The following is a 24,903-nucleotide window of genomic DNA, read 5'->3' as shown; positions in this document are numbered from 1 at the left end:
TTGTTATCCCTATAACTATGCCAATATCTATTAACCCTTTGAATTATATAATATAAAAATTAATTTTTATTACCGAATTTAACTACTTATTCTAGTAATAACTCTGTCAATAATACCCAGAAAGACTAAAATGGTTACGCTAATTTGGTTACTCTCAATACTGGACCTGTTAGCCAATAACTAATTTAATCATAAATATAGCGATTAATAAGATTTTCCAGTAATTCCTGTTGTCCACTTCGATGCTTAGGCTCCTGAACCAACGTTTCTGCATAGTGAGCTACTTCATTAAGTGTCATCTTTCCTTGAAGAATATTTCTACCTAGTTCACTACTCCAACCAGAATAACGCTGAGCGACATACTCATCTAATTTACCATCGATTAATATTTTCACCGCACTCTTCAACGATAAAGCCATAGTATCAATGGCGCCGATATGCCCATAAAACAGATCATCAATATCAATACTTTGGCGGCGGACTTTTGCATCGAAATTTAAACCACCCGTAGTAAAACCACCGGCTTTTAAGATTTCATACATTACCAGAGAATTCTCTTCGACACTATTTGGAAATTGATCGGTATCCCAGCCAAGTTGAGCATCCCCGCGATTCGCATCAATAGAACCAAATATCCCCAATGCAATCGCTGTGGCAACTTCATGTTGAAATGAGTGTCCAGCTAACGTGGCATGGTTAGCTTCAATATTCACCTTAATTTCATTTTCTAAACCAAACTGCTTTAGGAAACCATAAACAGTCGCTACATCATAATCATATTGGTGTTTAGTCGGCTCCTGAGGTTTAGGTTCAATTAATAATGTTCCCTGAAAGCCAATTTTGTATTTGTAATCCACAACCATTTGCATAAAACGGCCGATTTGTTCTCTTTCTTGACGTAAATCTGTATTGAGCAAACTTTCATAACCTTCACGTCCGCCCCACAGTACATAATTTTCACCACCCAGTTTTTTAGTCATTTGCATAACTTGACATACTTGTGCTGATGCATAAGCGAAAATATTGAGATCTGGATTAGTTGATGCACCAGCAGCATAGCGAGGATGTGTAAAACAGTTTGCCGTTCCCCATAATAATTTAACGCCAGTCTCTGCTTGTTTATCAGCAAGAATATCGGACATAACGCCCAAATTATAAATATATTCTTTTAAGGAACAACCTTCGGGAGCGACATCAATATCATGGAAACAATAAAAAGGAATATTTAGCTTGTAGAAAAACTCAAAAGCAACATCAGCTTTGAGCTTAGCCAGTTCTAAAGCATCATTGCCTTTTTGCCAAAAACGTTCAAACGCTCCGGCACCAAACATATCAGTACCATTCCAACAGAAATTGTGCCAATAGCAGACGGCAAAACGCAGATGATCTTTCATCTTTTTGCCTAGAATAATCTCTTCGGGATTGTAGTGACGGAAAGCTAATGGATTATTACTTTGCCTACCTTCGTAACTGATTCTATTTACTCTCTCAAAGTATCGATGCATATCAACCTCTATCTAATATACCCGTTATCTTTCAAGTTGCCTCTTTGTTGGCTGCATTCGCTCACCCCGGTCACATAGTTTGCTATGCTCCCGGGGATTCACTCCCTTGCCGTCGCGATCCATCTTGAAATCTATAGTGTATAGACATACGTGTGTGTATAAAATTCTGTTCATCAACGTCACTATTTTCAATTGTGTTATTTTATTTCTTCATTAAGATTATTGTTAATTGTGTGATTTATCTCATAATTTGGCATTAATTCAATTCTGAAAATAGAAAAATAATTATGATTAATATTGTATAAATCAATAAGGATACCAATGATGAACAGACGATACCATATAACACTATTATTTAATGCCAATAAAGCTTATGATCGTCAGGTGATAGAAGGGATAGGTGAATATTTGCAAGCATGCCAATGTAATTGGGATATTTTCATTGAAGAAGATTTCACCACAAAATTAAATAGCTTGAAAACCTTACAGAGTGATGGAATTATCGCTGATTTTGATGATATAGAAATCCAACGTACTTTCAGTCAGTTAGACATTCCTATTATTGGCGTCGGCGGATCTTATCACCAGGAAAATCACTATCCTGCGGCTCATTATATTGCGACAAATAACTTCGCTTTAATAGAAAGTGCATTTAATCATTTAAAAGATAAAGGTATTAAACGTTTTGCATTTTATGGTTTACCTCAGACAAGTGGTAAACGATGGGCAATAGAGCGTGAATATGCATTCCGACAATTAGTTGAAAAAGAAAAATATCAAGGTGTGGTGTATCAAGGAATGGAGACGACACCAGAAAACTGGTCTTACGCACAAAATAGATTAAAAGATTGGCTCCAAACTTTACCCCCAAATACCGGCATTATCGCGGTAACGGATGCCAGAGCTAGACATATTTTAGCCGCATGTGAACATCTCAATATTCCTATTCCCGATAAAGTCTGTGTTATAGGCATAGATAATGAAGAAATAGCCCGTTTTCTTTCGCGTACCGAGCTTTCTTCCGTTGTACAAGGTACACAACAAATGGGCTATCAGGCAGCAAAATTACTTCATCAACTTCTTAGAGGTTACGTTCCTAAAAAATATCACCGCCAATTAATTCCACCTTTAAAAGTTATTGCAAGGCAATCGACAGATTTTCGAGCATTAAACGATCCCGCAGTTATTCAAGCAATGCATTATATTCGTCATAACGCCTGTAAAGGGATAAGAGTTGAACAAGTTATTGATGCTGTTGGTATGTCACGTTCTAATCTTGAAAGCCGTTTTAAAAATGAATTTGGTCAAACAATTCATACTATTATTCATAATGAGAAATTAGATAAAGTAAAAAATCTTTTAATCCACACCTCTATTTCAATCAGTGAAATTGTTACTGTTTGTGGCTACTCTTCTTTACATTATTTTTACTCTATGTTTAAACGAAACTATAATATGACACCTAAAGAGTATCGAGACAAATATCAAATCACTAAAAAAACTTAGCTATTTCAAATTAATAAGCCATCCTCAAACCAAATAGGATAGCTTTTAATTTAATTAAATATCTTCACCGTTTGTTTCTATAACTTCTTTATACCAATAAAAACTTTTTTTCTTATAACGCGCAAAGTCTCCATTGCCATCATCATCAACATTGACATAGATAAACCCATATCGCTTACGATATTCACCGGTTGAAAAAGAGACACAATCGATACATCCCCATGCAGTATAACCGAGAATATCAACACCATCGAATAAAATAGATTTTTTAATTTCAGATAGATGCGATGCTAAATATTCGATACGATAATCATCATTGATAACACCATCTTGAGGTAATTTATCAACGGAACCCAACCCATTTTCAACAATAAAAATCGGTTTTTGATAACGTTCATATAATTCAGATAAGCTGTATCGAATCCCTACAGGATCAATTTGCCATTCCCACTCAGAGGATTTTAAATAGGGATTGAGCTTTCCTTTCTCAAAGAAGGAGAGGGATTGGCTATTTTTTTCTAACATTTCTATGGATGAAGAGACGATATTACTCATATAATAGCTTATTGCCAGATAATCAGCGCAACCTTCCCGTAACCAAATTAAATCACTATCTTCAATATGCAGTTCTATGTTTTTTCTTTCCCATTCTTTAATAAGATAAGATGGATAATATCCACGAAGCTGAACATCACTAAAAAGATATTTCTGGCGCATGGCTTGTTGTGCATATAAAACATCTTCCGGCTTACAGCTCTCTGGATATAATGGCGACATATGGATCATACAACCAATTTTAAAATTAGGATTTATTTCATGGCCTAATTTGACAACTTTCGCACTAGCAACAAATTGATGATGAATAGTTTGATACATGACTTGCTCTGGATTGTCGTGATCCTGATAAATCACACCTGAATTACAATAACCAAATAGTGGATATTGCCAATTTATTTGGTTATTAATTTCATTAAATGTAATCCAGTATTTGACTCTATTTTTATATCTTTCCATAACCGTCAAACTAAAATTCATGAAAAAGTCTATTAATTTTCGGTTATACCAACCGCCATATTTTTTAACCAAATGATAAGGAATTTCAAAGTGAGATAATGTAATAATAGGTTCAATATTATATTTCAATAATTCATCAATAAGATCATCGTAAAATTTTAAGCCTGCCTCGTTAGGTTGTAATTCATCACCTAGAGGAAAAATTCTCGCCCAGGCAATTGATGTCCTAAAACATTTGAATCCCATTTCTGCAAATAGTGCAATGTCATCTTTATACTGGGAATAAAATTTCACACCTTGATGATTAGGATAAATTTTATTTTCCTCAATACCATTAGTTATGACACGATCAACGCCGTGCTCTCCTTTTGTCATAACATCAGCAATACTCACTCCTTTGCCATCCTGATTCCAATAACCTTCAACTTGGTTAGCGGCAACTGCGCCGCCCCATAAAAAGCCTGTAGGGAATTTATTCTTCATAGATAACTCCAGATTGTCATGTTCTCTTAGTTAAATATAATAGAATTAATCGAATCAGGTTCCAAATAAATAGACCAAATATCATTATTATAACCAATATTTAATTTTTGCTTTTCTTTATAAGAATTGTTTATATTCACCACCAAGGAACCCGATTTATTCTCGAAAGCAACAGCATTTCCTGACATATTTCCTTCCAACTCAATATGTTGCGCATCAGGTAAAATTAAACCCGAAAAATGGCGCATGACATAATACTCTGGATTATATATCACTTCATTTATTCCTGTTGGAATACTTATCATACTATTCTGTTTCCAACCCCAACTACTTTCTCCTCCCGCATGCAGCACCATATTCCAGTAAAAATAACCATTAGCACCATTAGTTAAATAATGCCTGAAAAGTGTAAATATATAATGAGCATATTCCCAACTATTATGACCATCACCACATTCATTTTCAGTTTGATAATATTTTAATTCTGGATAACTTTGTACTGTTCTTTGAATGGCATTTTTTCCTTGCCATTGATAACCAACGCCTTTTATATATTTATAGGCGTTCATATCACGTAATACACAATTTGCATAATCATCATAATCCTGTCCAATTTCTTTAGAGAATTCAGGGGCATTAATAGTACCTAACCAAATCTCAGTTTTTACATTATTTTGTTCGAATTTTGGTCCGAGATGATTTTTTATAAAATCTCTTAATTGCTCACCACTCCATACACAAGAAGGGAATTTTTGATCCGCAGCAACTTCATTCTGGATATGAATTTGATCAATTGAAATGCCTTCTTTCTGATACTCTTCGATAAATTTTACAAAATATAAAGCATATGCATCCTGGCTTTGAGCATCACGCTTTAATTTGCCAAAATTACAGACTTGATGAGTTTTAAGCCATACCGGAGGGCTCCACGGTGAAGCAGATATTTTTAAATTCGGTTGCCTTTCTAAAGCCTCTTTTATATAGGGAATGAGTAAGCGTTTATCTCTTTTAATGGAGAAATTAGCCATACCATAATCATCTTCAATATCGTTTAAACTATACCAAGAAACCGCATAATCACTGGCGCCAATAGGCATCCTGGCTAATGTTAATTTACACTCTCCATCCGGTGAAAATAATTTGTCTAGCACTAATTTTCTATTTTCTATTTTCTTTATCCAGATCTAATAAAGCTTTCATCCCAAGCTCATTGAAACAACCACCAAAACCATCTAATTTTCGACCTCGTTTATTAGTAATAATTAAATTGGCTTTTTCATCTGTCTTTATGAACGACAATCCTTCTTTCCATTGTTCTTTATTATTTGTATAAATAAATCTAACCATGTCTTATTATTTCCCGTAAAAGTATGAATTTATTGAAATTAATTAATCACAGTTATCTTAATATTGATATTAAGTTATTTTACAAAGAATTTAACTTAATTCGTTTCTTTGAGTTTAATCACATATATTTTATCGAAATTATTCTTTTATTATAAATCACCGTATTAATAATATAGAGGTTTAAATTAAAGGATAGGGTAGAAGCTGCTTTTGAGAAACCATGATAGTCCTGATATATTTTTCCAGATACACTGCTAAACCACCTTTATATCATAAAAAGGAAATTTTATGTCTCTCGCACCATTTAAGCAGGTTGATGTATTCACTTACCAGCCTTTTAAAGGAAATCCCGTTGCCGTTGTCATGGATGCCAAAGGACTCTCACCGATACAGATGCAGGCTATTGCTAACTGGACCAATCTTTCCGAAACTACTTTTGTTCTTCCCGTAGAAAACCCTCTGGCAGATTACCGTGTACGGATTTTCACTCCCGGCAGTGAACTTCCTTTTGCCGGTCATCCCACGATCGGTACCGCACATGCTCTGCTTGAAGCCGGATTAATTCAGGCGAGAGAAGGGCGTATTGTGCAAGAATGTGGAGCAGGGCTAATTACGCTGAACGTTACCGAAATGCAACCCGGTCAGCAATTAATTACCTTTGAACTGCCAGAACCGACTATCACATTGCTTAGCACCGAACAGATAGATCGCCTTGAAAGCATTCTGGGTTGCCCGTTAGATCGCGCGTTAACACCGGCACTTATTGACGTGGGAGCTCGCTGGATTGTCGCTCATACTATTGTCGGTCATACTGCGGGAGCAGAAGCCGTGCTGGCAGCGGAACCTGATTATGCCAAATTGTGCGAGCATGACACGCAAATGAACGTCACCGGAGTTTGTCTGTATGGCGCCTATTGTGAGGGGGCGGAAGCTGATATTGAAGTACGCTCTTTTGCCCCTTCATGTGGTGTCAATGAAGACCCAGTTTGCGGTAGTGGAAACGGCAGCGTTGCCGCATTCATGCACTACCACAAAGTAGCAATGATTGACAATAAAATCGTTCATTCATCACAAGGCAAAAAACTTGGCCGCCAGGGAAGCGTATGGCTCAACCATTCCGGCGGTAAGATTTTTGTCGGCGGTGGTGCTGTGACTTGTATTAATGGCGCCATCAAGATCTAAATTCCGAAAGAGCACTTGCAATGTCGGAAAACAGATGTTTTCCGACAAGTGATATTGATTTCAATTCTCCCTAATTATGCTAGAAAATCACGCAAGGTAATGAGATTATACATACTTTATTAGTGCAGAATAATAATGTTGGGGAGTCAGATCATGACGAAACAAGCTGTTTTTACGATGAAATTGGAACCTGAACTACGTGCTGAATTTATGGCTGAAGCCGAAGCTGCTCACCGCCCAGCTTCACAGGTGCTACGCGAACTTATGCGCGAGTTTATTCAACGCCAACGTGAGGAACGAGAATACGAAAAATTCCTGTGTCACAAGGTAGAAGCCGGGCGAGCCTCAATGCGTGCTGGTTTGGGCCAATCTAATGATGAGGTCGAAGCCGAGTTTGCCGCACGGCGTGCCAATGTAGTGGACCAAGCGTGAAAGTTATCTGGACACCAGAAGCGAAGCAAGACCGCGCTGACGTGTGGGAGTAGGAGAGCCAGACTGTAGCGCATATTCAAAAAATAAAGTTATATACCCTATGGATTTCAAGGTGCATCGCGACGGCAAGGGAATGAATCATTAGTAGCTCCCTAATTCCTGAGCCTGATTAGCTAGTTCCCTCATAGCCTCCATACTTTCAGCGTTACGCTGCTTTTTATATTCCATCAGATCAGCAAAACGAATACGCCTGTGCCGACCTGTTTTATGGAAAGGAAGACAACCATCTTCCAGAAGTTTAACCATATGAGGTCGCGATACATTCAATATGTTTGCAGCTTCTTGAGTTGTTAGTTCAGCATGAACAGGGACGATTTGCACTGCATTACCTGAAGCGAGTTCACCCAAGATTTGCACTAGCATAGTAAGCGCAGATGTAGGCACTTCAATTTGATGAGATTTATGGTCATCACTCATAATTGAAATCTGCTGAGTTTCAAGTTTTGTTGAAAGGAACGCAGCAAATTCACGCAACCCTTTTTCGGCTATTTCACTTTCGTGTTTAGTCGGAAGATTTACATCAGAGAAAGTAGAAGTAATCATATTTAGCACCTGTTAGTCATTTCACTTTAAAACACTAAACGGAATAAACGAAAAACGCAACGTGACTGTTTTAAGCAGCCTATCCTCAGAACATTTTAGGAGCACAAATGGAATTAAACCGAATCGGTGATATTGCGGCTTTTGTTGCTGCGGTACGGGCAGGAAGTTATACGCAAGCGGCGGGGTCTTTGGGGCTTACTCGATCCGCTATTGGTAAGAGCATTGTGCGCCTGGAGACTCGCTTAGGCGTAAGATTGCTGAACCGAACAACGCGCCGGCTTAGCCTGACAGATGAAGGACGTATTATGTTCGAACGCTGTCGTCAGATTCTTGAAGACCTCGAAGAGGTGGATAACACGATGGCGATGCGCAGGGTAAACCCAACCGGGACGCTGAAATTAACCGCACCGATCTCCTTAGGAAAGCGCCATATTCTTTCCTTGCTGGAAACTTTCCTGAAACGCTGGCCTGATCTACGGGCAGATATTGCCTTTACTGATCGTTATGTTGATTTGATCGAGGAAGGGTTCGATATCGCCATCCGCATTGGTAAACCAAAAGATGATTCTCGTATTCTTACACGTACTATCGCTACTCAGTGGATGATTACTTGTGCGTCACCGGATTATTTGGCCCGACGAGGCGTACCTGAAACACCACAGGCGCTACATGAACATGACACTATTTTCTTCCTGAGTGCGGATAAACGCCGTACTTGGCGTTTTGAGACTGCGGAAGGAACCTACGTTTTCGAAGGGCCGGGACGCCTAAACATAGATAGCGCGGAAGCCATGCTCGAATCGGCGCTGGCAGGGTTCGGTATCATTCATCTGCCTAGCTATGTTGTTGGTCGGGATCTTAATAACGGTAAGCTTGTCCCCTTGTTGGAAAATTATCATGTTGAGCCTGAACCCATTCGAATCATTTATCCAAGTAAAAAACATCTTTCCCCCCGTATCCGGGGATTTATCGACCTACTAGTAGAGAACTGGGAAGATGGTATGCCTTGGGAGTAGCAGGTGAAAGCGCTTTAATGGCGGTGATCATCACCGTCATTAAAGCGCACAGTATGATTACGCGCTTAACTGCTTTAAGGTAGGATAATCGATGTACCCTTCAGGGCCATTAGCATAGAAGAATTCTGGACGTAGCTCATTCAAGGGTGCATCAATTCGCAGGCGCTCAACTAAGTCAGGATTGGCGATAAAGTTTCGCCCGAATGCCACTGCATCAATTAATCCTTTCTCAATCAGTTTCTCCGCTTTCTCGGCAGTATAAGCGCCTGCCGCAACAATAACACCGGGGTAAGCCTCGCGAATAGTTCGACGAAATGCTTCGCTGAAAGGTTCTCCTCCAGCCCAATCAGGCTCGGAAATATGCAGATAAGCCAGATTACGCTTTGCCAACTCCCGGATCAGATAAATAGCTGCTTTCTCCTCATCTTCGTAATGATCCAGACCATTGTATGGCCCCAACGGATAGATACGGATGCCAATCCGATCAGAACTCCAACTTTCAATAGCCGCATCCACCACCTCCAGTGCGAAACGCGCACGATTTTCAATACTGCCACCATATTCATCATCACGTTGATTAGCAGAAGGAGACAAAAACTGATGAATAAGGTAACCATGTGCAGCATGGATTTCCATCATGTCAAAGTTAGCTTCTTGTGCATTGATGGCTGCCTGACGGAAGTCATTGACAATTTGGTGAATTTCATCTTTCTCCAGAGCACGCGGCTTAGAGGTATTGATTCGAATCACATTGCCTTTAGCGTCTCGCACCGAAGTCCGCGCGTTAGCCGATATCGCAGAAGGTGCCACAGGGGCTAGTTGCTTCGGCTGGAGAGAAGTGTGAGACATTCGCCCCGTATGCCATAGTTGCACGTTGCTAAGACCACCAGCCTGATGAATTCCTTCATTGATTTTCTTCCAAGCGCTTATCTGTTCAGGAGTATGCAAACCGGGCGCGCCTGAATAACCTTTCGCCTGAAATGAAACCTGCGTCGCCTCAGTGATGATCAATCCGGCGCTAGCACGTTGACGATAATATTCAGCCATCATTGGCGTGGGAATATCGCCGGGTTCAGTATTTCGTAAGCGAGTAAGTGGCGCCATAAAAATACGATTGGGCGTAGTAATAGCACCTATTTTTAGTGGATTGAACAGATGGGGAACTTTCATAAATCCTCCTTTATATGAAACTACGAGATCCAAATAAGAAAACGTAATTGCATTATTTTTTTTGGTGAGAAGAAGGGTAATTGGTAGGAAAGTTAGGTTCAATAGTTTTAATTTGACGCACAAATTCGGCGAATTCATAATGCATTGTTTTAATTAATTTTAATTTCAATTAGGGAGAATACGTACCTTAATATGGGAGCGATATTCCCCAAGTTACCAATAATCAAACCTCAGCATTGACTGAATGTCATTAAGTAACATCGGAAGAACTTAATATGAAATTCATTTGATTTAACTGAATAATGAAGGGAAGGGGAATTAAGAGTAGATATATTGAGATAAAGTCAAAGGCTGTTTATTATGAAAAATCTAATTTGCTAGTATTTTCGAAATGCCATTAATCAAGTCCTGGGAAGCAAAAGCGGCCGTCATTCATATTGATATTATTGTAGAGGCGATTACCAATTGCCCTTATCCTGATGATTCCAGAGCGCCATCGGGCCAATTTTTATCAAATTGACCCGATAACAGATGATGTTTTTCAACAAAAGCGCGACTTTTTGTAGAATATTTCAGCAGATGGCGTCACCGCAGTCATATGTATTGCACCATGTACCATTCCCTCAATAGTTTCAAGCTGCACAGACACACCTGCATCTCTTAACTGCTGTGCATAAGATTCTCCTTCACTTCTTAACGGATCATATTCGCAAAGCAAAATAGTTGCATCTGGCAATCCTTCAAAATGCGTTAAATTAGAAGGAGAGATAAGTGGATTTGTTCTGTTGTTGTACTCATTGATGTATGACTGCCAAAAGAATGTCATCTTCTGTTTTGTCAATACATAGCCTTCACCATATTTATCGTATGAATCCGTTTCCATTGATGCATCTAACGCTGGATAAAATAGCAGTTGATGACAAATAGCAGGCCCTTTTTGGTTTCGCGACATCAAACAAGCTGCAACGGCGAGATTACCACCTGCGCTATCACCACCGACCGCAATTTGTTGTGTATTGATGCCAAATTCTTCTGCATGATCAGTGATATAGCATAGAGTTGTATAGAAATCCGTTAGTGGTACCGGAAAAGGATTTTCGGGGGCAAGCCGATAGTCTACCGAGAAGATAACGCAACCTGTTGATTCAGCCAGCTTACGGCAAGGGCGATCCCAAGCATCAAGACTTCCTACGCACCACCCACCGCCATGAGCATAAACCAGCGCGGATTTATCACTCATCTTTTCTTTTCCACTGGGTACATACATGCGAACAGGAATGGGGAAACCATCCTCTGCGGGGACAGTAAAGCTACTATTATATGTCGCATCGTTCCATTCACCCTGCTGTTGGATAAGAGCATGTTCGAGAACGATTCGAAGTTGTTCCAAGGAGGAATTTTCTCCTATTGCAATCTCAGGTGTAGAAGCAAGCCATTTTTCAACATTTTTATCAAGCGGCATAATAATGATTCCTCTGTAAAAAGGTGATTGCCAGTGGCAAAATTATTCGGGGCATTATTCAGTAACAAAATAGCAACTCTTTTGGAGTGTTTCTGTGACTAACATAATTCTGTCGGATATTAGCGCAAGCGTTAGTGAACTTAAAAAAAACCCTATGGCGACCGTTAACGCCGGGGCTGGATACCCTGTAGCAATCCTGAATCGTAACCAACCCGTGTTTTATTGTATTCCTGCGGAACTCTACGAACAGATACTTGATGCTTTGGACGATCAAGAGCTTATTCGACTGGTAAATGAGCGTAGAGAACAGGCATTAGTTGATGTAGATCTAGATAATTAACCTATTTTAAATGTCCTATGACACCTGAACTACCTCAATCTAGGGAGCATCGTCTCCCCGTTACTGGTTTGATAACAACAGATAAACCTTAACTAAAGAAAGATAATATGCCCGTTTCGCAGGCAATTGGCAGACTGACGAAATCATGATGAGAAAGGAGATTTCGAAATGCTCCAAAGATGCCTGCGAATTTTATGGTGTACTCATTCTAAGATAAGAGGTTTATTCATGATGTTAAAAAATATCAATCTGTTGAAGGTTGCACTTATCGTTGCCTTTGCAACAAATCAATCTCTTGCAGCAAATAATATTACATTTCTGAGCAATCCTTCACCGCAACATGTCAAGGATATCGGTAATTTTGTTGTGAAACGAACTGAAAAACCATTTTTTTCCGATGTTATATTATTCGCAGCCAACATTAATAGCAGCATCTCTAATATCCCTGTACTGTTTTACAACGATGAAATAAGTTCGATACTCAAGGAAAATATTTCCCTGGTGCGGAATTTGCAAAAAAAGGGCATTAGAGTTCAATTATCCTATCTGGGCAATCATCAAAATGCAGGTTGGTCATGTAATATGAGTAAAGCAACGGCAACGAAACTTGCCGATGAAATGGTAAATGATGTCGTTAAATACGGGCTGGATGGAATCAACATCGATGATGAATATTCAACATGCTCCGGTAATCGTCAATCCTTCTATTGGGTAGCGGATGCGATCAAAAGCCATCCAAAATTTGCCAACAAGGTACTGACCAAGGCCCTGTGGTCAGATTATATCTATTTCAAGGGACCGACCAACATAGCAAACTTACTGGATGCAGGTTACGAGATGACTTACACCAACGCCAGTGTCAATAAGCTGGCTCCGTACGTTAACTTCGGGATGAAAAAGGAAAATTTGTTATTGGGTGTCTCCCCCGGAAAAAATTCGGTATCCACAGTGCAGAATATTACCCGCTCGGTCATCAATAATGGGTATAGTGGGATGATGGTTTGGTCACCTAATACAATATTTACAATTGACCAAGCATCTCAATATTACACCCAAATCATCAAGGCAGAAGAGGGGATAAATGAAGAAGTTGTTTATGTCCCGGATACAGCAAAAACAATGCAAGTAAGCAACATTAATATGCATTAGTTCAATATGTGAAGCCACGTATAGAAAATCCAAAAACTTTCTATACGTGAAATTGTTCATTTAATTTTCTATTACAATGAAATTTACGAGAAAAATATAGAAATAATGAGTCATTACGTTGTTAATCCTTCGATTAATTAAGAGGGAACCAGTAATACGTACTGGTATCAATCATCCGAAAAAACCACAAAGTAAACATTGTGTGAAGCTATATGAGGTTATCTTATGAAAAGTGAGTTTAAAGAAGGATTTTGTACTCTCTGTAGATCAAGATGTGGCACTATCAACGAAGTTCGTAACGATACACTGATAAAAATTCAGCAGAACCCAAAACACCCGACCGGCAACGCCATGTGCATGAAGGGTAAAGCGGCCCCAGAACTGGCTCACAGCCCTAACCGGATTCTTTATCCTCTTCGTAGGACAAATCCCAAAGGTGACGCAGATCCAGGCTGGGAAAAAATCACCTGGGATGAAGCGTTGAATTATGTTGCTGAGAAACTGGCTTTCTATAAGGCTGAGTCTGGGGCAGAATCGGTTGCTTTCTCAATCACCTCACCGAGTGGAACACCTCTTAGTGACAGCCTTGAATGGATAGATCGCTTCGTTCGAAATTTCGGCAGCCCTAACGTCTGCAATGGTACAGAGGTGTGTAACTGGCATAAAGACGAGGCACATAAGTTTACCTTTGGGTGCAGTATTCCTGTGGCTGATTACAGAAATGCTGAGCTGATCATTTTATGGGGGCACAATCCAACAAATACATGGCTTGCGCAAGCGGAAGCTATTGGAGCGGGAAGAAATGCAGGCGCCAAACTTATCGTTGTAGACCCCAGACATACGGCTCTTGCTAGAGAATCTGATAATTGGCTCAACATCAATCCTGGGACGGATGCCGCGCTAGCCCTCGGGCTAATAAATATCATCATAAACCGAAAAGGATATGATCAGGCGTTTGTAGCACGGTGGACGAACGCCTCACTGTTAGTGCGAAATGATAATGGTCTTTTCTTGAGAGAAAGAGATATAAACATTTCAGCTAAGAAAAACAGATATATTGTCTGGAATAACATAACTCAGTCTCCGCTAATGTATGATATTCACGAAAATGTGCCATGTGATGAAAATGATAATTATGCTTTATTCGGCGAATTTTCAATTAACTCAGCGGAAGATGTAAATAAAAAAATACAATGTAAATCTGCATTCCAGCTACTTATAAATGAGTGTCAACAATATACACCTGAATATGTAGAAAAAATCACAGGTATAACTAAAGAAAAACTCCTATATGCAGCAGATTTAATCATGTCTTCCAAACGCATTGCTTATCACTCCTGGACTGGTGTAGCTCAACATACCAATGCAACCCAGACTGAACGAGCAATTGCCGTGCTGTACGCCTTAACGGGATGTTTTGACACGCAGGGAAGCAACAGAATGTACAATAAACATCCAGTAAATCTTGTGAATGCCCGCAGGCTTATGCCGAAGGAACAGCAAGAAAAAGCCCTTGGCTTTAAGGAAAGACCGTTGGGGCCGCCACTAGATGGTTGGGTAACATCACAAGATCTGTATCAAGCAATTTTGCACAAACGGCCTTACTCTATTAGAGCTATGATGGCATTTGGTACCAATATGTTGTCATCTCATGCTGACACCAAGATTGGGATAGAGGCGCTAAAACAGCTTGAGTTTCATGTTCATTGTGATCTCTTTGAAACGCCCACAGCACATTATGCTGACATCTTACTCCCCGTGAATACGCCTTGGGAGAGGGAGGGACTACGTGTAGGATTTGAGATTTCAGCCGAGGCAGAGGAGCTGGTTCAGTTAAGACAAAGAATGATTTCACCTCGGGGAGAAAGCCGGTCAGATAATGAAATTGTCTTCGACTTGGCCTGTCGCTTAGGCATGAATAAGATATTTTTTAATGGCAGCGTTGAAGCGGGATGGAATTATATTCTTGAGCCCATTGGCTTGACCGTAGAGGCGTTAAGAAAAAAACCGGCAGGCATTTCAATTCCATTAATTCAACATGATCGGAAATACGCAAGCATCGATCCTGTAAAGAACACAGTTAAAGGTTTTGATACCGAAACAGGAATGGTTGAAATCTATTCTGAGAAATTGTGGCGGCATGGTTATCCACCACTACCGATATATTCTGAACCCAAAGAGAATTTAAACTCTGAGTCACATTTCCGTTATCGACTGACCTCGGTAAAAAATGGCTTCTATTGTCATAGCCAGCAGAGAAGTTTAGCCAGTCTACGTAAAAAATCACCTTACCCGAAGCTTGAGATAAACAGTCGATTAGCCGAAGAGAAAGGTATTAAAAATGAAGATTGGGTAGAGGTCATCACCCGCAACGGCAAGGCGCGTTTTAAAGCATCGTTAGATGATCATATTTCTTACGATACGATAATTGCCGAGTTTGGTTGGTGGCAAGCGTGCCCCGATTATGGGAAAGAGGGTTTTCCCGTCATAGGAAAAAACAGCAGTAACTATAATGCGCTCATTTCTGACGACTCTTGCGATCCTGTCAGCGGCGCTTCTCCGCTCCGTTCATTCCGCTGTGATATTAAACTCGCAGAAGATGTCAACCCGGAGAGAAGACCGTGGCAGGGCCGTAAAACGTTTCGTGTTATAGAAACAAAACCCGAAGCCAAAGGTGTTAAAACGGTTATTTTTGAGTCAAAAGATGGAGCAATGTTGCCTGATTATGAACCTGGCCAACACATCACAGTACAAGTTTCCATACCTGGGCAGGATGATCCTGTTATCCGGGCCTATTCCTTGACAGGAGCGGCAACACTGGAGAGTAGAAAGACTTACAGTATCTCCGTAAGGCATCAGAAAGGCACAACGTCTGGCGGGGAGACTTTTGAAGGCGTCATGTCTTCATACATTAATAGGGCATTAGTCGCAGGAGCCGAGGTGAATCTGACGCCTCCGGGAGGAAACTTTATTATTCCGCTTAATGCTAAGCAACCTGTTGTTATGTTGGCAGGAGGAATCGGTATTACGCCATTTATAAGTTATCTTGAATCTCTTCCAGCTAACGGTGAAAAGCCTGAACTCTTATTGCTGTATGCTAATCAAAACAGCAATACACATGCCTTTTCTAAAAAGCTAAAAGAGCTTGAATCAAAAATTAAGCAGTTGAAGGTAATCAACTGTTACAGTAATCCGCTGCCAGTGGATATTGAGGGTATTAATTACCAGCATCATGGATATATTACTGCGGATGCCGTTCCTGAAACGCTGATTAAACAGCAAGCTCGTTTTTACATGTGTGGCCCGGTTCCTATGATGAAAACCTTAGAAGAAGGTTTACTCACTCGAGGCGTTCCGCCTTTTGATATCTATAAAGAAATATTCCGATCGCTAACTCCGGTAAAAATTAAAGATGGGAAGAGTTTTGCAGTTAAATTCGAAAAATCTGGCGTACTTCTTGAATGGTCTCCTGACAAAGGGACACTCCTTAATTTTAGCGAAAAAATGGGTATAAAGATGGCAAGTGGATGCCGGGTTGGACAGTGTGAAAGTTGTGCTGTGAAATTAAAAAGCGGAGAAGTGCAACACTTGAATGACGTAGAACCTTCAGAGCAAGGGATGTGCCTTACTTGTCAATGTATACCTATCACTGATATTTCCATTGATGCCTAAAAGAATACTAAGGTAACTTGCAGCAGCATTCAGGGAGAAATGTACGATGGTGACATTTCTCCCTCACTCATTGTCGAGGTCACTAATGCCGTCAAAAGGATAGGGGAGTGAATGGTAGAATCATCCAAAGCGCTAATATGGAATTTATATCTAGTGAAAATTAAGTCCATAAAATAACTTGTATATATTTAATTGAATTTATTGAAAATAAATTTAAGCTTGGTTTTAGTGAGTTTTCTCATACCCAAGATAGTCAATTCAGCATTCAGCGACATTTAAATTACAGGCTCAAGTATCAGGCATAATCTTAAACGTAATCATATATTTGATAATCTAATCTCCCATATAAACACCAGCCTCATATCTTTTAATAACAAAATATGTCAGTCTGTAATAAAATAAATAACGACATAATTAATTTATATTAATTAAGTTAAATTGGATCTTTAAATCACCTGTACTACTCTTTTCTATAGCAGCTTTTGATTTATATAAACCGCTTGTATCTTTGCAAGATAATTAATTGCTGCGACAGTTCTATATTATTATCACGGCAAACATAAATAACCACATGTTTCACTGAACATGTTATTTATATGGTTTATTCATAAACTCATAGGAGTAATAACACATGAGCCAGCTAGACATATCATCTGACGATAGTACATCTTATACCGTTAGATTCGAAAATAACTCATCTGCCGCTTGGACAGTTTATCTTTACCAAAGGATTCCTAATCAGCCATCTGAGGTTTTTTCTTTGGCTTGGCAAGCAAGTCCGTTTAAAATAGTGTCAGGTGCATTTTTTACTTTTAAATGGTCAACTGATTTTTCATTTGTTTGGGGTAGAACAGGAGTATTAACGAATGGCGTTGTCTTCGAGGCGGGTCAAGTTGTAGATGCAAATCCTAAAGACAAAAATATAATTACGTTTGATACAAGCGATAATACCCCCGCATTTAGATCAGCAACTGAGGTAGGGGAAGGTGGAATTTTAACGATAAAGCAAAATAGAAATATTCCAAATAGCCTTTATACAACAGGTATTGGGATGTCCAGACATGGTACATTTGTTCAACAAGCATTGGCAAATACAACACAGCTTTATACACCCGAACCGAAATATTATATTGCTGTGGGAATTGGTATTCAGATCGGACAGGTATTAGCTCAAACAGTAAGTCAAACGTCTGAATTGATATTTCCACCTAGTGTATATAATCTGACAGCAACTTTAACTGATGCACAAACATGGTTAATTAGTTAATTTCTACTTACAATTAAATTAATAAATTACAAATTCCGTGATTAATATTTTCATATTGTAGTTAATCACATAATCCTAATACCTTATTCATAGGTGAAATTATGTCATCAGAACACAAGAAAGAATCGGGAGTATCCGACGTTGAATCTCCTCGCCGTTGGTTCATACGTGCAAATATTGTCCTTGCTACAGGAGTTACTTACAGTATGTTAAGGCCAATCTTACGGCAAAAAATAGTAAATGAATTGTATCAAGACGAATTTGAATTACATGACATAAAGGTTACTAACTCTGACATTGAATTCACATACACACGAAAAGAAAAGGGCATGTTAGTAAAAGATGATAAGGATCATCTGCTGAATATAACCAAGGAAGCCTTGGAATTTGAGAAGAAAGAACATTACATTCAGAGTTATAAGATTACGACTCCAGCATTATAAAGTAAATTCATTCACCTTATTATAACTTCTTATAGGGTGGTATCTCCGCCCTATATTTTTCTCCATTCTGAAAAATACGTTAAAGATAAAGTATTTAAATATTTAATTACGTCCAACATTATTTGCGTTCTAATAATATGCGTCATTATTGGAAAAAACAACAGGTTGAACTAAACTCAAATTTCATTCTTTTGGAAGGAGTTGTCCATGTCTAAAATCCATTATTCTGAATCATTAAACCTAAAATCTCACTGGATGCCATTCAGTGCCAACCGAAATTTCCAACGCGATCCACGCCTTATCGTTGCTGCCGAGGGAAAATGGCTAAAAGACGATAAAGGACGCCAGATTTATGACAGTCTGTCCGGTCTTTGGACCTGTGGAGCAGGCCATACTCGGACAGAAATTCAAAAAGCTGTCGCAGCCCAATTGAGTACCCTTGATTACTCACCAGGCTTTCAGTTCGGTCATCCCTTATCGTTTCAACTGGCAGAAAAAATTGCCAATTTAACACCCGGTGATCTCAATCACGTCTTTTTCACCAGCTCAGGTTCTGAGACTTTAGACACCTCAGTCAAAATGGCGCAAGCCTACTGGCGTGTGAAAGGGCATCCCACGAAAACCAAACTGATTGGCCGTGCACGTGGTTATCATGGTGTCAATATTGCAGGTACCAGTTTGGGAGGTATTGGCGGCAACCGCAAAATGTTCGGACAGTTGATGGACGTAGATCACTTATCCCATACGCTACAGGCCAATATGGCATTTACGCCAGGTATGGCAGAAACCGGCGGCGTAGAGTTGGCCGATGAGATGCTCAAGTTGATCGAACTGCATGACGCCTCCAATATCGCGGCGGTCATTGTCGAGCCTGTGGCCGGTTCCGCTGGCGCGATTATTCCGCCCAAAGGGTATCTACAACGCCTGCGTGAAATTTGTGATCAACATAATATTTTATTGATTTTTGATGAAGTTATTACTGGCTTTGGTCGTATGGGGCGCTGGACCGGCGCTGAATATTTTGGTGTGACGCCAGATATTCTTAATTTTGCCAAACAAATTACCAATGGCGCCATTCCTCTGGGGGGCGTAGTGGCAAGCAGTGAAATTTATGAGGCATTTATGTCTCAACCACTGCCGGAACACCTTGTGGAGTTTAATCATGGTTATACTTATTCGGCACATCCGGTAGCTTGTGCCGCAGGGTTGGCAACCTTGGATCTGCTGGATAAAGACCACCTTATCCAGCGCTCTGCTGAACTTGCCCCTCATTTCGAAATGGCCCTTCACTCTCTCACAAACTGCCCAAATGTGACCGACATCCGCAACTGTGGCTTGGTGGGTGCAATTGAATTGGCTGCCCGTGACGGTGATGCCGCTGTACGTCCTTTTGATGCCAGTATGATACTTTGGAAAGCGGGTTTTTACGTACGCTTTAGCGGTGATACGCTGCAATTCGGGCCTATGTTCAATGCTGAACGAGCTGATTTGGATCGTCTTTTTGACGCTGTTGGAGAAGTATTGCATTACATCAACTAAGGAGAGGGATGAACATAAAGGGTATCAATATGCCATTATAGAAAGTCTGTGTGACAAAACAAAAAAGTGGCTTTGATAACTGATACAGAATTTAACGCTCACTTGATCGGTGAGCGTTATTGATAGTGACAAAAAGAAATAAGAATCTTCAACTTTAAAACAACAATTAGAGGTAATGAGAGAATAGGCATGGTCTCGAACAACGAAAACGTCGTTCTTAAAGAAGAAGATGTTTCCCTAATTGAAGCTGCAAGAGCGGCGATCATATCTCGATACAAACCGGATTGGCATGTTGTGGGTGCCGCGCTGCGTCTGCGCTCTGGCGAAATTGTAACGGGTGTGCATCTTGAGGCAAATGTTGGTCGTATCGCAGTTTGCGCAGAAGCCATTGCGATTGGGCGTGCTGTGACGGAATACGGCTCTGCCGACATCGACACAGTAGTGGCTGTTTATCACTCTCGTGACGGAGCGATCAATATCGTGTCCCCATGTGGTATGTGCCGAGAACTGATTTCTGACTATGCGCCACAAGCGATGGTGCTTATTCAAGATGAGGAACTCAATTGCGTGAAGCGCCCAATCATGGACTTACTCCCTGTTAAATATCAGCGGAATATCACAACAAATTGTGAACCTGAATAATATAATTACGTAATAGCGCAAAAGGGCATACCGACTGGTCAAAAACGAATCCTTTTCGTATTGGATCTTCGTGTTCTGAATCTTAAACCTTCGAGTTAATTTGGTATAACAAGGAGTAGTTATGAAAATATTAAATATTATAGTTTTATCTATATCGACAGTAATAGCTTCTAACGCTTTAGCCAATGAGATTAGAGCAAGGGATTTAGGCATTCCTTTCTCTGGAGTAACCGGGAAATATAATGCGATTACAGATGTTAGTGGTGTAGAAGTTGGCTATTCAACCATAATAAAAGGCGATGGAGAGCTAGAGGTTGGCAAAGGCCCAATAAGAACAGGCGTAACAGCTATATTGCCAAAAGGAAAGAAATTTAGCCCGGTATTTTCTAGTACATTCTCTTTAAATGGAAATGGAGATATGACCGGCAATCAATGGATCAAAGAAAGTGGTTTCCTGGAAACGCCAATATTAATAACCAATACTCATAGTGTTGGTGTTGTTAGAGATTCAACAATTAGCTGGATGTTTGATAATAATCTAACGTCACCACTAAAAGATGATCTATTTTGGTTATTACCTGTGGTTGCAGAAACGTGGGATGGAATATTAAATGATATAAACGGTATGCATGTAAAGAAAGAACATGTATATCATGCGTTGAATAGTGCAAAATCAGGAGCGATAGAAGAGGGTAATGTCGGCGGCGGAACGGGAATGAACCTTTTTAAGTTTAAGGGAGGCACAGGAACTTCATCAAGAATTCTAGATAAAAAAGATGGCGGATATACTGTTGGCGTTCTTGTTCAAGGCAACTTTGGCGATAGGGACGATTTGATTATTGCAGGGATTCCAGTTGGTAAAGAAATACAGGATCTCAAGCCGATATATCATGGAAACAAGAAAGAAATAAAGGATGCCGGTTCTATAATCGCAGTGGTAGCTACAGATGCACCATTAGCTCCTCACCAATTAGAAAAAATAGCTAAACGAGTATCTCTTGGACTGGCAAAGGTAGGTGGGGTGGCCAGAAATACCAGCGGTGAGATATTTATTGCATTTTCGACCGCAAATAGCGATGCATTCTCTAGAAAGGATGTAAAGACAATAAAAATACTGTCAAATGATAAATTAGATCCTTTGTATGAGGCCACAATAAGTGCAACAGAAGAAGCAATAATTAATGCTATGATCGCCGCCAAAAAAATGGTTGGGAGAAATGGCAATACTTCGTTTTCTATTCCTAAAGATAGAGTTCAAGAGATATTAAAAAAACATAATGTCTTAGCTCAGACTCAATCTGACACTTCAATTTAAAAGAAACCAGTTACCGAGTTTGATTAAAGGTTTTAAATCTGGAATCGAAATCGGTAACTACCATCCTTCAACAACATGCTTCAACAATACGATGTAGTATTGGAAATCTCTAAATTCATCTGCGGTAATTGTTCAGAAGAACGGCCAATGGTAAAATTTCCTATCGCAGACTTTAACATTTATTTCAGGATTTTTCGCAATGCCGTGGACATTTTCACATCCAGCAGCCGTTTTTCCTTTGAAAAGTCTTCCGGGGGGAAGGTTATTGAATTTGCCGGCGCTAATTATGGGTAGTTTATCTCCCGATTTCTTCTACTCTGTTGGGTTATATGATATAGCAACCACTGCGCATCATTTAACCGGATGGTTTTATACCGCATTTCCTTTATGTCTATTGATATTTTTAATTGTACGTCTTTTGCCATATCCTTTATCCGTCCTTTTCCCAATACCTTTTACTCGTTATGAAAGACAGGGTTATAAGGACGGAGTTGTTTTTGTGCTGTCGTTATTTCTAGGAGCTGTAACCCATATTGTCTGGGATGCATTCACACACGATAAAGGTTTTTTTGTCGAGCTAATTCCTCTATTACAATTCCGCATTTTTCATTCCATTACCAACGGGCAGGGGATAAGTATATATAAAATCCTACAGCATCTTAGTTCATTATTAGGACTATTTTACCTCACCATGAAGTACTGGCGATATCAGAAAAAATTGAACCCTATTATTCAAAGAGCGAACAAAAGAAAACTTTACCATCTGATTGTTATTGGGTTTATCTCAGGTTTCTTAACATGCCCTGTAGCATTGTTTTTATCCTGGGAAGTATCGGGGATAAATATAAGCAGGTTTATTTTTAAGGAACTCACTCTATCTGTATCGGCTTTTTTCATTATTCTGGTGTTTATTGCGTTATGGATAAGGTATTACTCTGAGAAGAATAAACCTGTTTAATAAAGATATATTGACATTCAAATAGATTTATTCAAACAACGCAGCCAATAATAAAGGAAAATAGGAAATATTATTTTTCATGATAAAAGCAAAAACCCCGTTATTTTCAACGAGGTTTGTCAGCACTTTAAAAATTCTATAATAAGAAAATTTTCGGTGGAATTTTATATTTTTCTACCTTCATAGAGAGCGACATATCGTCCATTACCACAAGATTTAGAAGCTTTAAAATACCATTTATACCCACCTTCTTGAATTACATTAGCAAAAACGTTACTAGAATGAACAACAGATCTAACTTTTACCCCCTTTCCACTATCGTATCCTTCCGAACTGTAACAGTGTTCATATCCATTGAATGCCGATGCAGTCCCAATTCCTCCGATTAATACTGTTGCTAATGCCCCAACTGTTAATAATTTCTTGAGCATAAAACTCTCCTTAAATAGTTTCAGAATTTACATATTTAAATACATTTTTTACAAAATCATATGTGATAATGCATGCAAAATCTAAATCACCACATCGATGATGTTACAATTTTAAAATTCAAAAACTGCTTATATTTTTCATCCTATATTGGATTAGGCTGGAAACCTAACTTCCATTTATCATAATAGTACCAGAATTCAAAAATGGCAAATCTAATATATAATGATAATTTATTTTCCTATAATTTTCCATGAAACCATCTTTAATATCAGTATATTTAACCTCGCTGTAATTTATGATTTACCTCACATATTTAATCTGGAAAGGTAACAATATGGTGGTGTTTTAAATAAGGGAAAGTCGGCGCTGACAATTGAAATCGTTTATATTTTACCCACTCACACCGAATGGATTTTCTGGTAATAATGTCAACTATCCTGACTCTGGATGTTCTTAATGTGATTAACAGCAAACATTTTACTTCATATTTTTTCAGAATAACTATGGTAAAAAATTCTTTTTATAATTATTGCCTTAAAATGCTATATCTATTAACTATAATACTTCCGAATAAGTACTCTCATCGTAATTATGTGGCTACCAAATAAAAACATTCATGATTCCCCAAAAACATTATTTTTATTTTCATAATAGATTCATTTTTTATATTTTCATGTAAAAAGTGAATTTAATTTAAAGGTTAATCGTCAAACATAACCAAACACGAGCCTCAAAAAATACCAGTGTACTCATCCAGAAAAGTAGGAGAGGAGGGTGACAACATATTATTGAGACGGAGCATCTATCCTTCTGTAATACTGCGATGCTGTCCACTTTGGCGAGTCGGGCTTTATATCCCTATTCCAATCTCCCCCGAATCCAAAATTTCGGTAACTAATACCGTAACTGCCAGCACCAAAGAAGAACGCACCATTTGTTTATATCGGTACTTTTGTAAATCAATCAATTGCTGATCAATCACATCCTCTGGCTGGTCAAAGCGCATCATCTCAGGCAAAACCCCCATACAGTGCAACATCCTGACTGGGCCAATGATTTCATCATCCGTAAATTCATAGCGCTGCTGTTCTTGCTGTAACGTTTCATTTAAAGCCAGAAAAAGTTCGATGTCTTCATAGATTTCACGGGAAATAGCGCCAAGCGCATAAACCAATTTAAGTCTGACCGCCAGTTCGCCCAACGGGCCATCTCCCTGGAGGAGCGGTTCAACAGCATATTTCACGGCATAATCATCTTTACGGAAAACTTTTAGCATCAACTGGTCAATAGCTCCCGTTATCAGGTGGATCACTTCCTGAATAAATGGCTTAACCTCGGTTCGCTCATTGAGCCGTTCGAGGAGCTGGTTTTCTGTTTTTTGTCTATTTTCCATGATGATTTTTCACTTCACAACGAGGTTGTTCCC

22 protein-coding genes are annotated in these 24,903 nt (G+C 39.3%); 13 read left to right on the top strand and 9 right to left on the bottom strand.

Annotated features, from left to right (window positions below; all coding sequences use genetic code 11):
* Positions 1 to 185: 185 nt before the first annotated feature.
* Positions 186 to 1,505, bottom strand: coding sequence for a xylose isomerase (gene xylA / locus B0X70_RS11530; RefSeq protein ID WP_217471535.1), 1,320 nt, complete (start codon positions 1,503 to 1,505; stop codon positions 186 to 188).
* A gap of 321 nt (positions 1,506 to 1,826) precedes the next feature.
* On the opposite strand from xylA, the gene B0X70_RS11525 reads away from it, so the two are divergent.
* The gene (locus tag B0X70_RS11525; protein ID WP_217471534.1) at positions 1,827 to 3,011 is read left to right on the top strand and encodes a XylR family transcriptional regulator; all 1,185 of its coding nucleotides are present in this window, start codon (positions 1,827 to 1,829) and stop codon (positions 3,009 to 3,011) included.
* Between the two features lie 54 nt (positions 3,012 to 3,065).
* On the opposite strand, the gene B0X70_RS11520 is transcribed toward B0X70_RS11525, so the two are convergent.
* Genes B0X70_RS11520 through B0X70_RS25165 form a run of 3 tightly spaced genes read right to left on the bottom strand, consistent with a single transcriptional unit; the run spans position 3,066 to position 5,855 of the window.
* Positions 3,066 to 4,508, bottom strand: a complete 1,443-nt coding sequence (locus B0X70_RS11520) for a 6-phospho-beta-glucosidase (protein ID WP_217471533.1) — start codon at positions 4,506 to 4,508, stop codon at positions 3,066 to 3,068.
* A gap of 26 nt (positions 4,509 to 4,534) precedes the next feature.
* Entirely contained in the window at positions 4,535 to 5,659 is a 1,125-nt protein-coding gene (locus B0X70_RS11515) for a glycoside hydrolase family 30 protein (protein WP_246593498.1), read from the bottom strand.
* A 7-nt stretch (positions 5,660 to 5,666) separates the two neighbouring features.
* Positions 5,667 to 5,855, bottom strand: a complete 189-nt coding sequence (locus B0X70_RS25165) for a hypothetical protein (RefSeq protein WP_246593497.1) — start codon at positions 5,853 to 5,855, stop codon at positions 5,667 to 5,669.
* Between the two features lie 288 nt (positions 5,856 to 6,143).
* Between B0X70_RS25165 and B0X70_RS11510 the strand changes: the two genes are divergently transcribed.
* Together B0X70_RS11510 and B0X70_RS11505 are read left to right on the top strand one after the other, a co-directional pair.
* Positions 6,144 to 7,037 carry a PhzF family protein gene (locus tag B0X70_RS11510; RefSeq protein ID WP_217471532.1) on the top strand — a complete coding sequence of 298 codons (894 nt, stop codon included), beginning with the start codon at positions 6,144 to 6,146 and terminating at the stop codon, positions 7,035 to 7,037.
* Positions 7,038 to 7,190: 153 nt separating this feature from the next.
* Positions 7,191 to 7,469, top strand: coding sequence for a hypothetical protein (locus B0X70_RS11505; RefSeq protein WP_036806113.1), 279 nt, complete (start codon positions 7,191 to 7,193; stop codon positions 7,467 to 7,469).
* A gap of 141 nt (positions 7,470 to 7,610) precedes the next feature.
* On the opposite strand, the gene B0X70_RS11500 is transcribed toward B0X70_RS11505, so the two are convergent.
* Positions 7,611 to 8,072, bottom strand: a complete 462-nt coding sequence (locus B0X70_RS11500; RefSeq protein ID WP_217471531.1) for a helix-turn-helix domain-containing protein — start codon at positions 8,070 to 8,072, stop codon at positions 7,611 to 7,613.
* A gap of 107 nt (positions 8,073 to 8,179) precedes the next feature.
* On the opposite strand from B0X70_RS11500, the gene B0X70_RS11495 reads away from it, so the two are divergent.
* Positions 8,180 to 9,088 (top strand): LysR family transcriptional regulator, encoded by a 909-nt coding sequence (locus B0X70_RS11495; RefSeq protein WP_046394435.1) that lies wholly within the window; start codon positions 8,180 to 8,182, stop codon positions 9,086 to 9,088.
* A 57-nt stretch (positions 9,089 to 9,145) separates the two neighbouring features.
* Here B0X70_RS11495 and nemA read toward each other — a convergent pair whose 3' ends face one another.
* Positions 9,146 to 10,258: an alkene reductase gene (nemA, locus tag B0X70_RS11490; protein ID WP_040150818.1), complete on the bottom strand. Its 1,113-nt coding sequence runs from the start codon at positions 10,256 to 10,258 to the stop codon at positions 9,146 to 9,148.
* 541 nt (positions 10,259 to 10,799) lie between these two features.
* The gene (locus B0X70_RS11485) at positions 10,800 to 11,648 is read right to left on the bottom strand and encodes an alpha/beta hydrolase (protein WP_246593496.1); all 849 of its coding nucleotides are present in this window, start codon (positions 11,646 to 11,648) and stop codon (positions 10,800 to 10,802) included.
* Between the two features lie 166 nt (positions 11,649 to 11,814).
* On the opposite strand from B0X70_RS11485, the gene B0X70_RS11480 reads away from it, so the two are divergent.
* The 9 genes from B0X70_RS11480 to B0X70_RS11440 all read left to right on the top strand — a co-directional run bounded on the left by B0X70_RS11480 (position 11,815) and on the right by B0X70_RS11440 (position 23,045).
* Positions 11,815 to 12,060 (top strand): type II toxin-antitoxin system Phd/YefM family antitoxin, encoded by a 246-nt coding sequence (locus B0X70_RS11480; RefSeq protein WP_036806127.1) that lies wholly within the window; start codon positions 11,815 to 11,817, stop codon positions 12,058 to 12,060.
* 228 nt (positions 12,061 to 12,288) lie between these two features.
* Positions 12,289 to 13,209, top strand: coding sequence for a glycoside hydrolase family 18 protein (locus B0X70_RS11475; protein ID WP_052739621.1), 921 nt, complete (start codon positions 12,289 to 12,291; stop codon positions 13,207 to 13,209).
* A 225-nt stretch (positions 13,210 to 13,434) separates the two neighbouring features.
* Positions 13,435 to 16,881 (top strand): molybdopterin-dependent oxidoreductase, encoded by a 3,447-nt coding sequence (locus tag B0X70_RS11470; RefSeq protein ID WP_217471529.1) that lies wholly within the window; start codon positions 13,435 to 13,437, stop codon positions 16,879 to 16,881.
* Between the two features lie 631 nt (positions 16,882 to 17,512).
* Positions 17,513 to 18,148 (top strand): RhiA family protein, encoded by a 636-nt coding sequence (locus B0X70_RS11465; RefSeq protein ID WP_036806133.1) that lies wholly within the window; start codon positions 17,513 to 17,515, stop codon positions 18,146 to 18,148.
* 101 nt (positions 18,149 to 18,249) lie between these two features.
* Complete coding sequence (locus tag B0X70_RS11460; protein WP_036806136.1) at positions 18,250 to 18,591, top strand: hypothetical protein; 342 nt, start codon at positions 18,250 to 18,252, stop codon at positions 18,589 to 18,591.
* A gap of 207 nt (positions 18,592 to 18,798) precedes the next feature.
* Positions 18,799 to 20,130, top strand: a complete 1,332-nt coding sequence (aptA, locus tag B0X70_RS11455; protein ID WP_217471528.1) for an omega-aminotransferase AptA — start codon at positions 18,799 to 18,801, stop codon at positions 20,128 to 20,130.
* Positions 20,131 to 20,319: 189 nt separating this feature from the next.
* Complete coding sequence (locus B0X70_RS11450) at positions 20,320 to 20,772, top strand: cytidine deaminase (RefSeq protein WP_217471527.1); 453 nt, start codon at positions 20,320 to 20,322, stop codon at positions 20,770 to 20,772.
* 121 nt (positions 20,773 to 20,893) lie between these two features.
* Positions 20,894 to 22,087 carry a DmpA family aminopeptidase gene (locus B0X70_RS11445; protein ID WP_040150735.1) on the top strand — a complete coding sequence of 398 codons (1,194 nt, stop codon included), beginning with the start codon at positions 20,894 to 20,896 and terminating at the stop codon, positions 22,085 to 22,087.
* Positions 22,088 to 22,286: 199 nt separating this feature from the next.
* Positions 22,287 to 23,045, top strand: a complete 759-nt coding sequence (locus tag B0X70_RS11440) for a DUF4184 family protein (RefSeq protein WP_217471526.1) — start codon at positions 22,287 to 22,289, stop codon at positions 23,043 to 23,045.
* Between the two features lie 164 nt (positions 23,046 to 23,209).
* Here the strand turns inward: B0X70_RS11440 and B0X70_RS11435 are convergent, their stop codons facing one another.
* Together B0X70_RS11435 and B0X70_RS11430 are read right to left on the bottom strand one after the other, a co-directional pair.
* Positions 23,210 to 23,476, bottom strand: coding sequence for an LCI fold-containing protein (locus tag B0X70_RS11435; RefSeq protein ID WP_217471525.1), 267 nt, complete (start codon positions 23,474 to 23,476; stop codon positions 23,210 to 23,212).
* 851 nt (positions 23,477 to 24,327) lie between these two features.
* On the bottom strand, positions 24,328 to 24,870 hold the full coding sequence (locus B0X70_RS11430; RefSeq protein WP_217471524.1) for an MltR family transcriptional regulator: 543 nt from the start codon (positions 24,868 to 24,870) through the stop codon (positions 24,328 to 24,330).
* Positions 24,871 to 24,903 lie beyond the last annotated feature (33 nt).

Source organism: Photorhabdus akhurstii, assembly GCF_019090985.1.
Classification (GTDB): domain Bacteria; phylum Pseudomonadota; class Gammaproteobacteria; order Enterobacterales; family Enterobacteriaceae; genus Photorhabdus; species Photorhabdus akhurstii.
The sequence above is the reverse complement of the archived record's forward strand: the minus strand, read 5'-3'. Positions and strand labels throughout refer to the sequence as shown.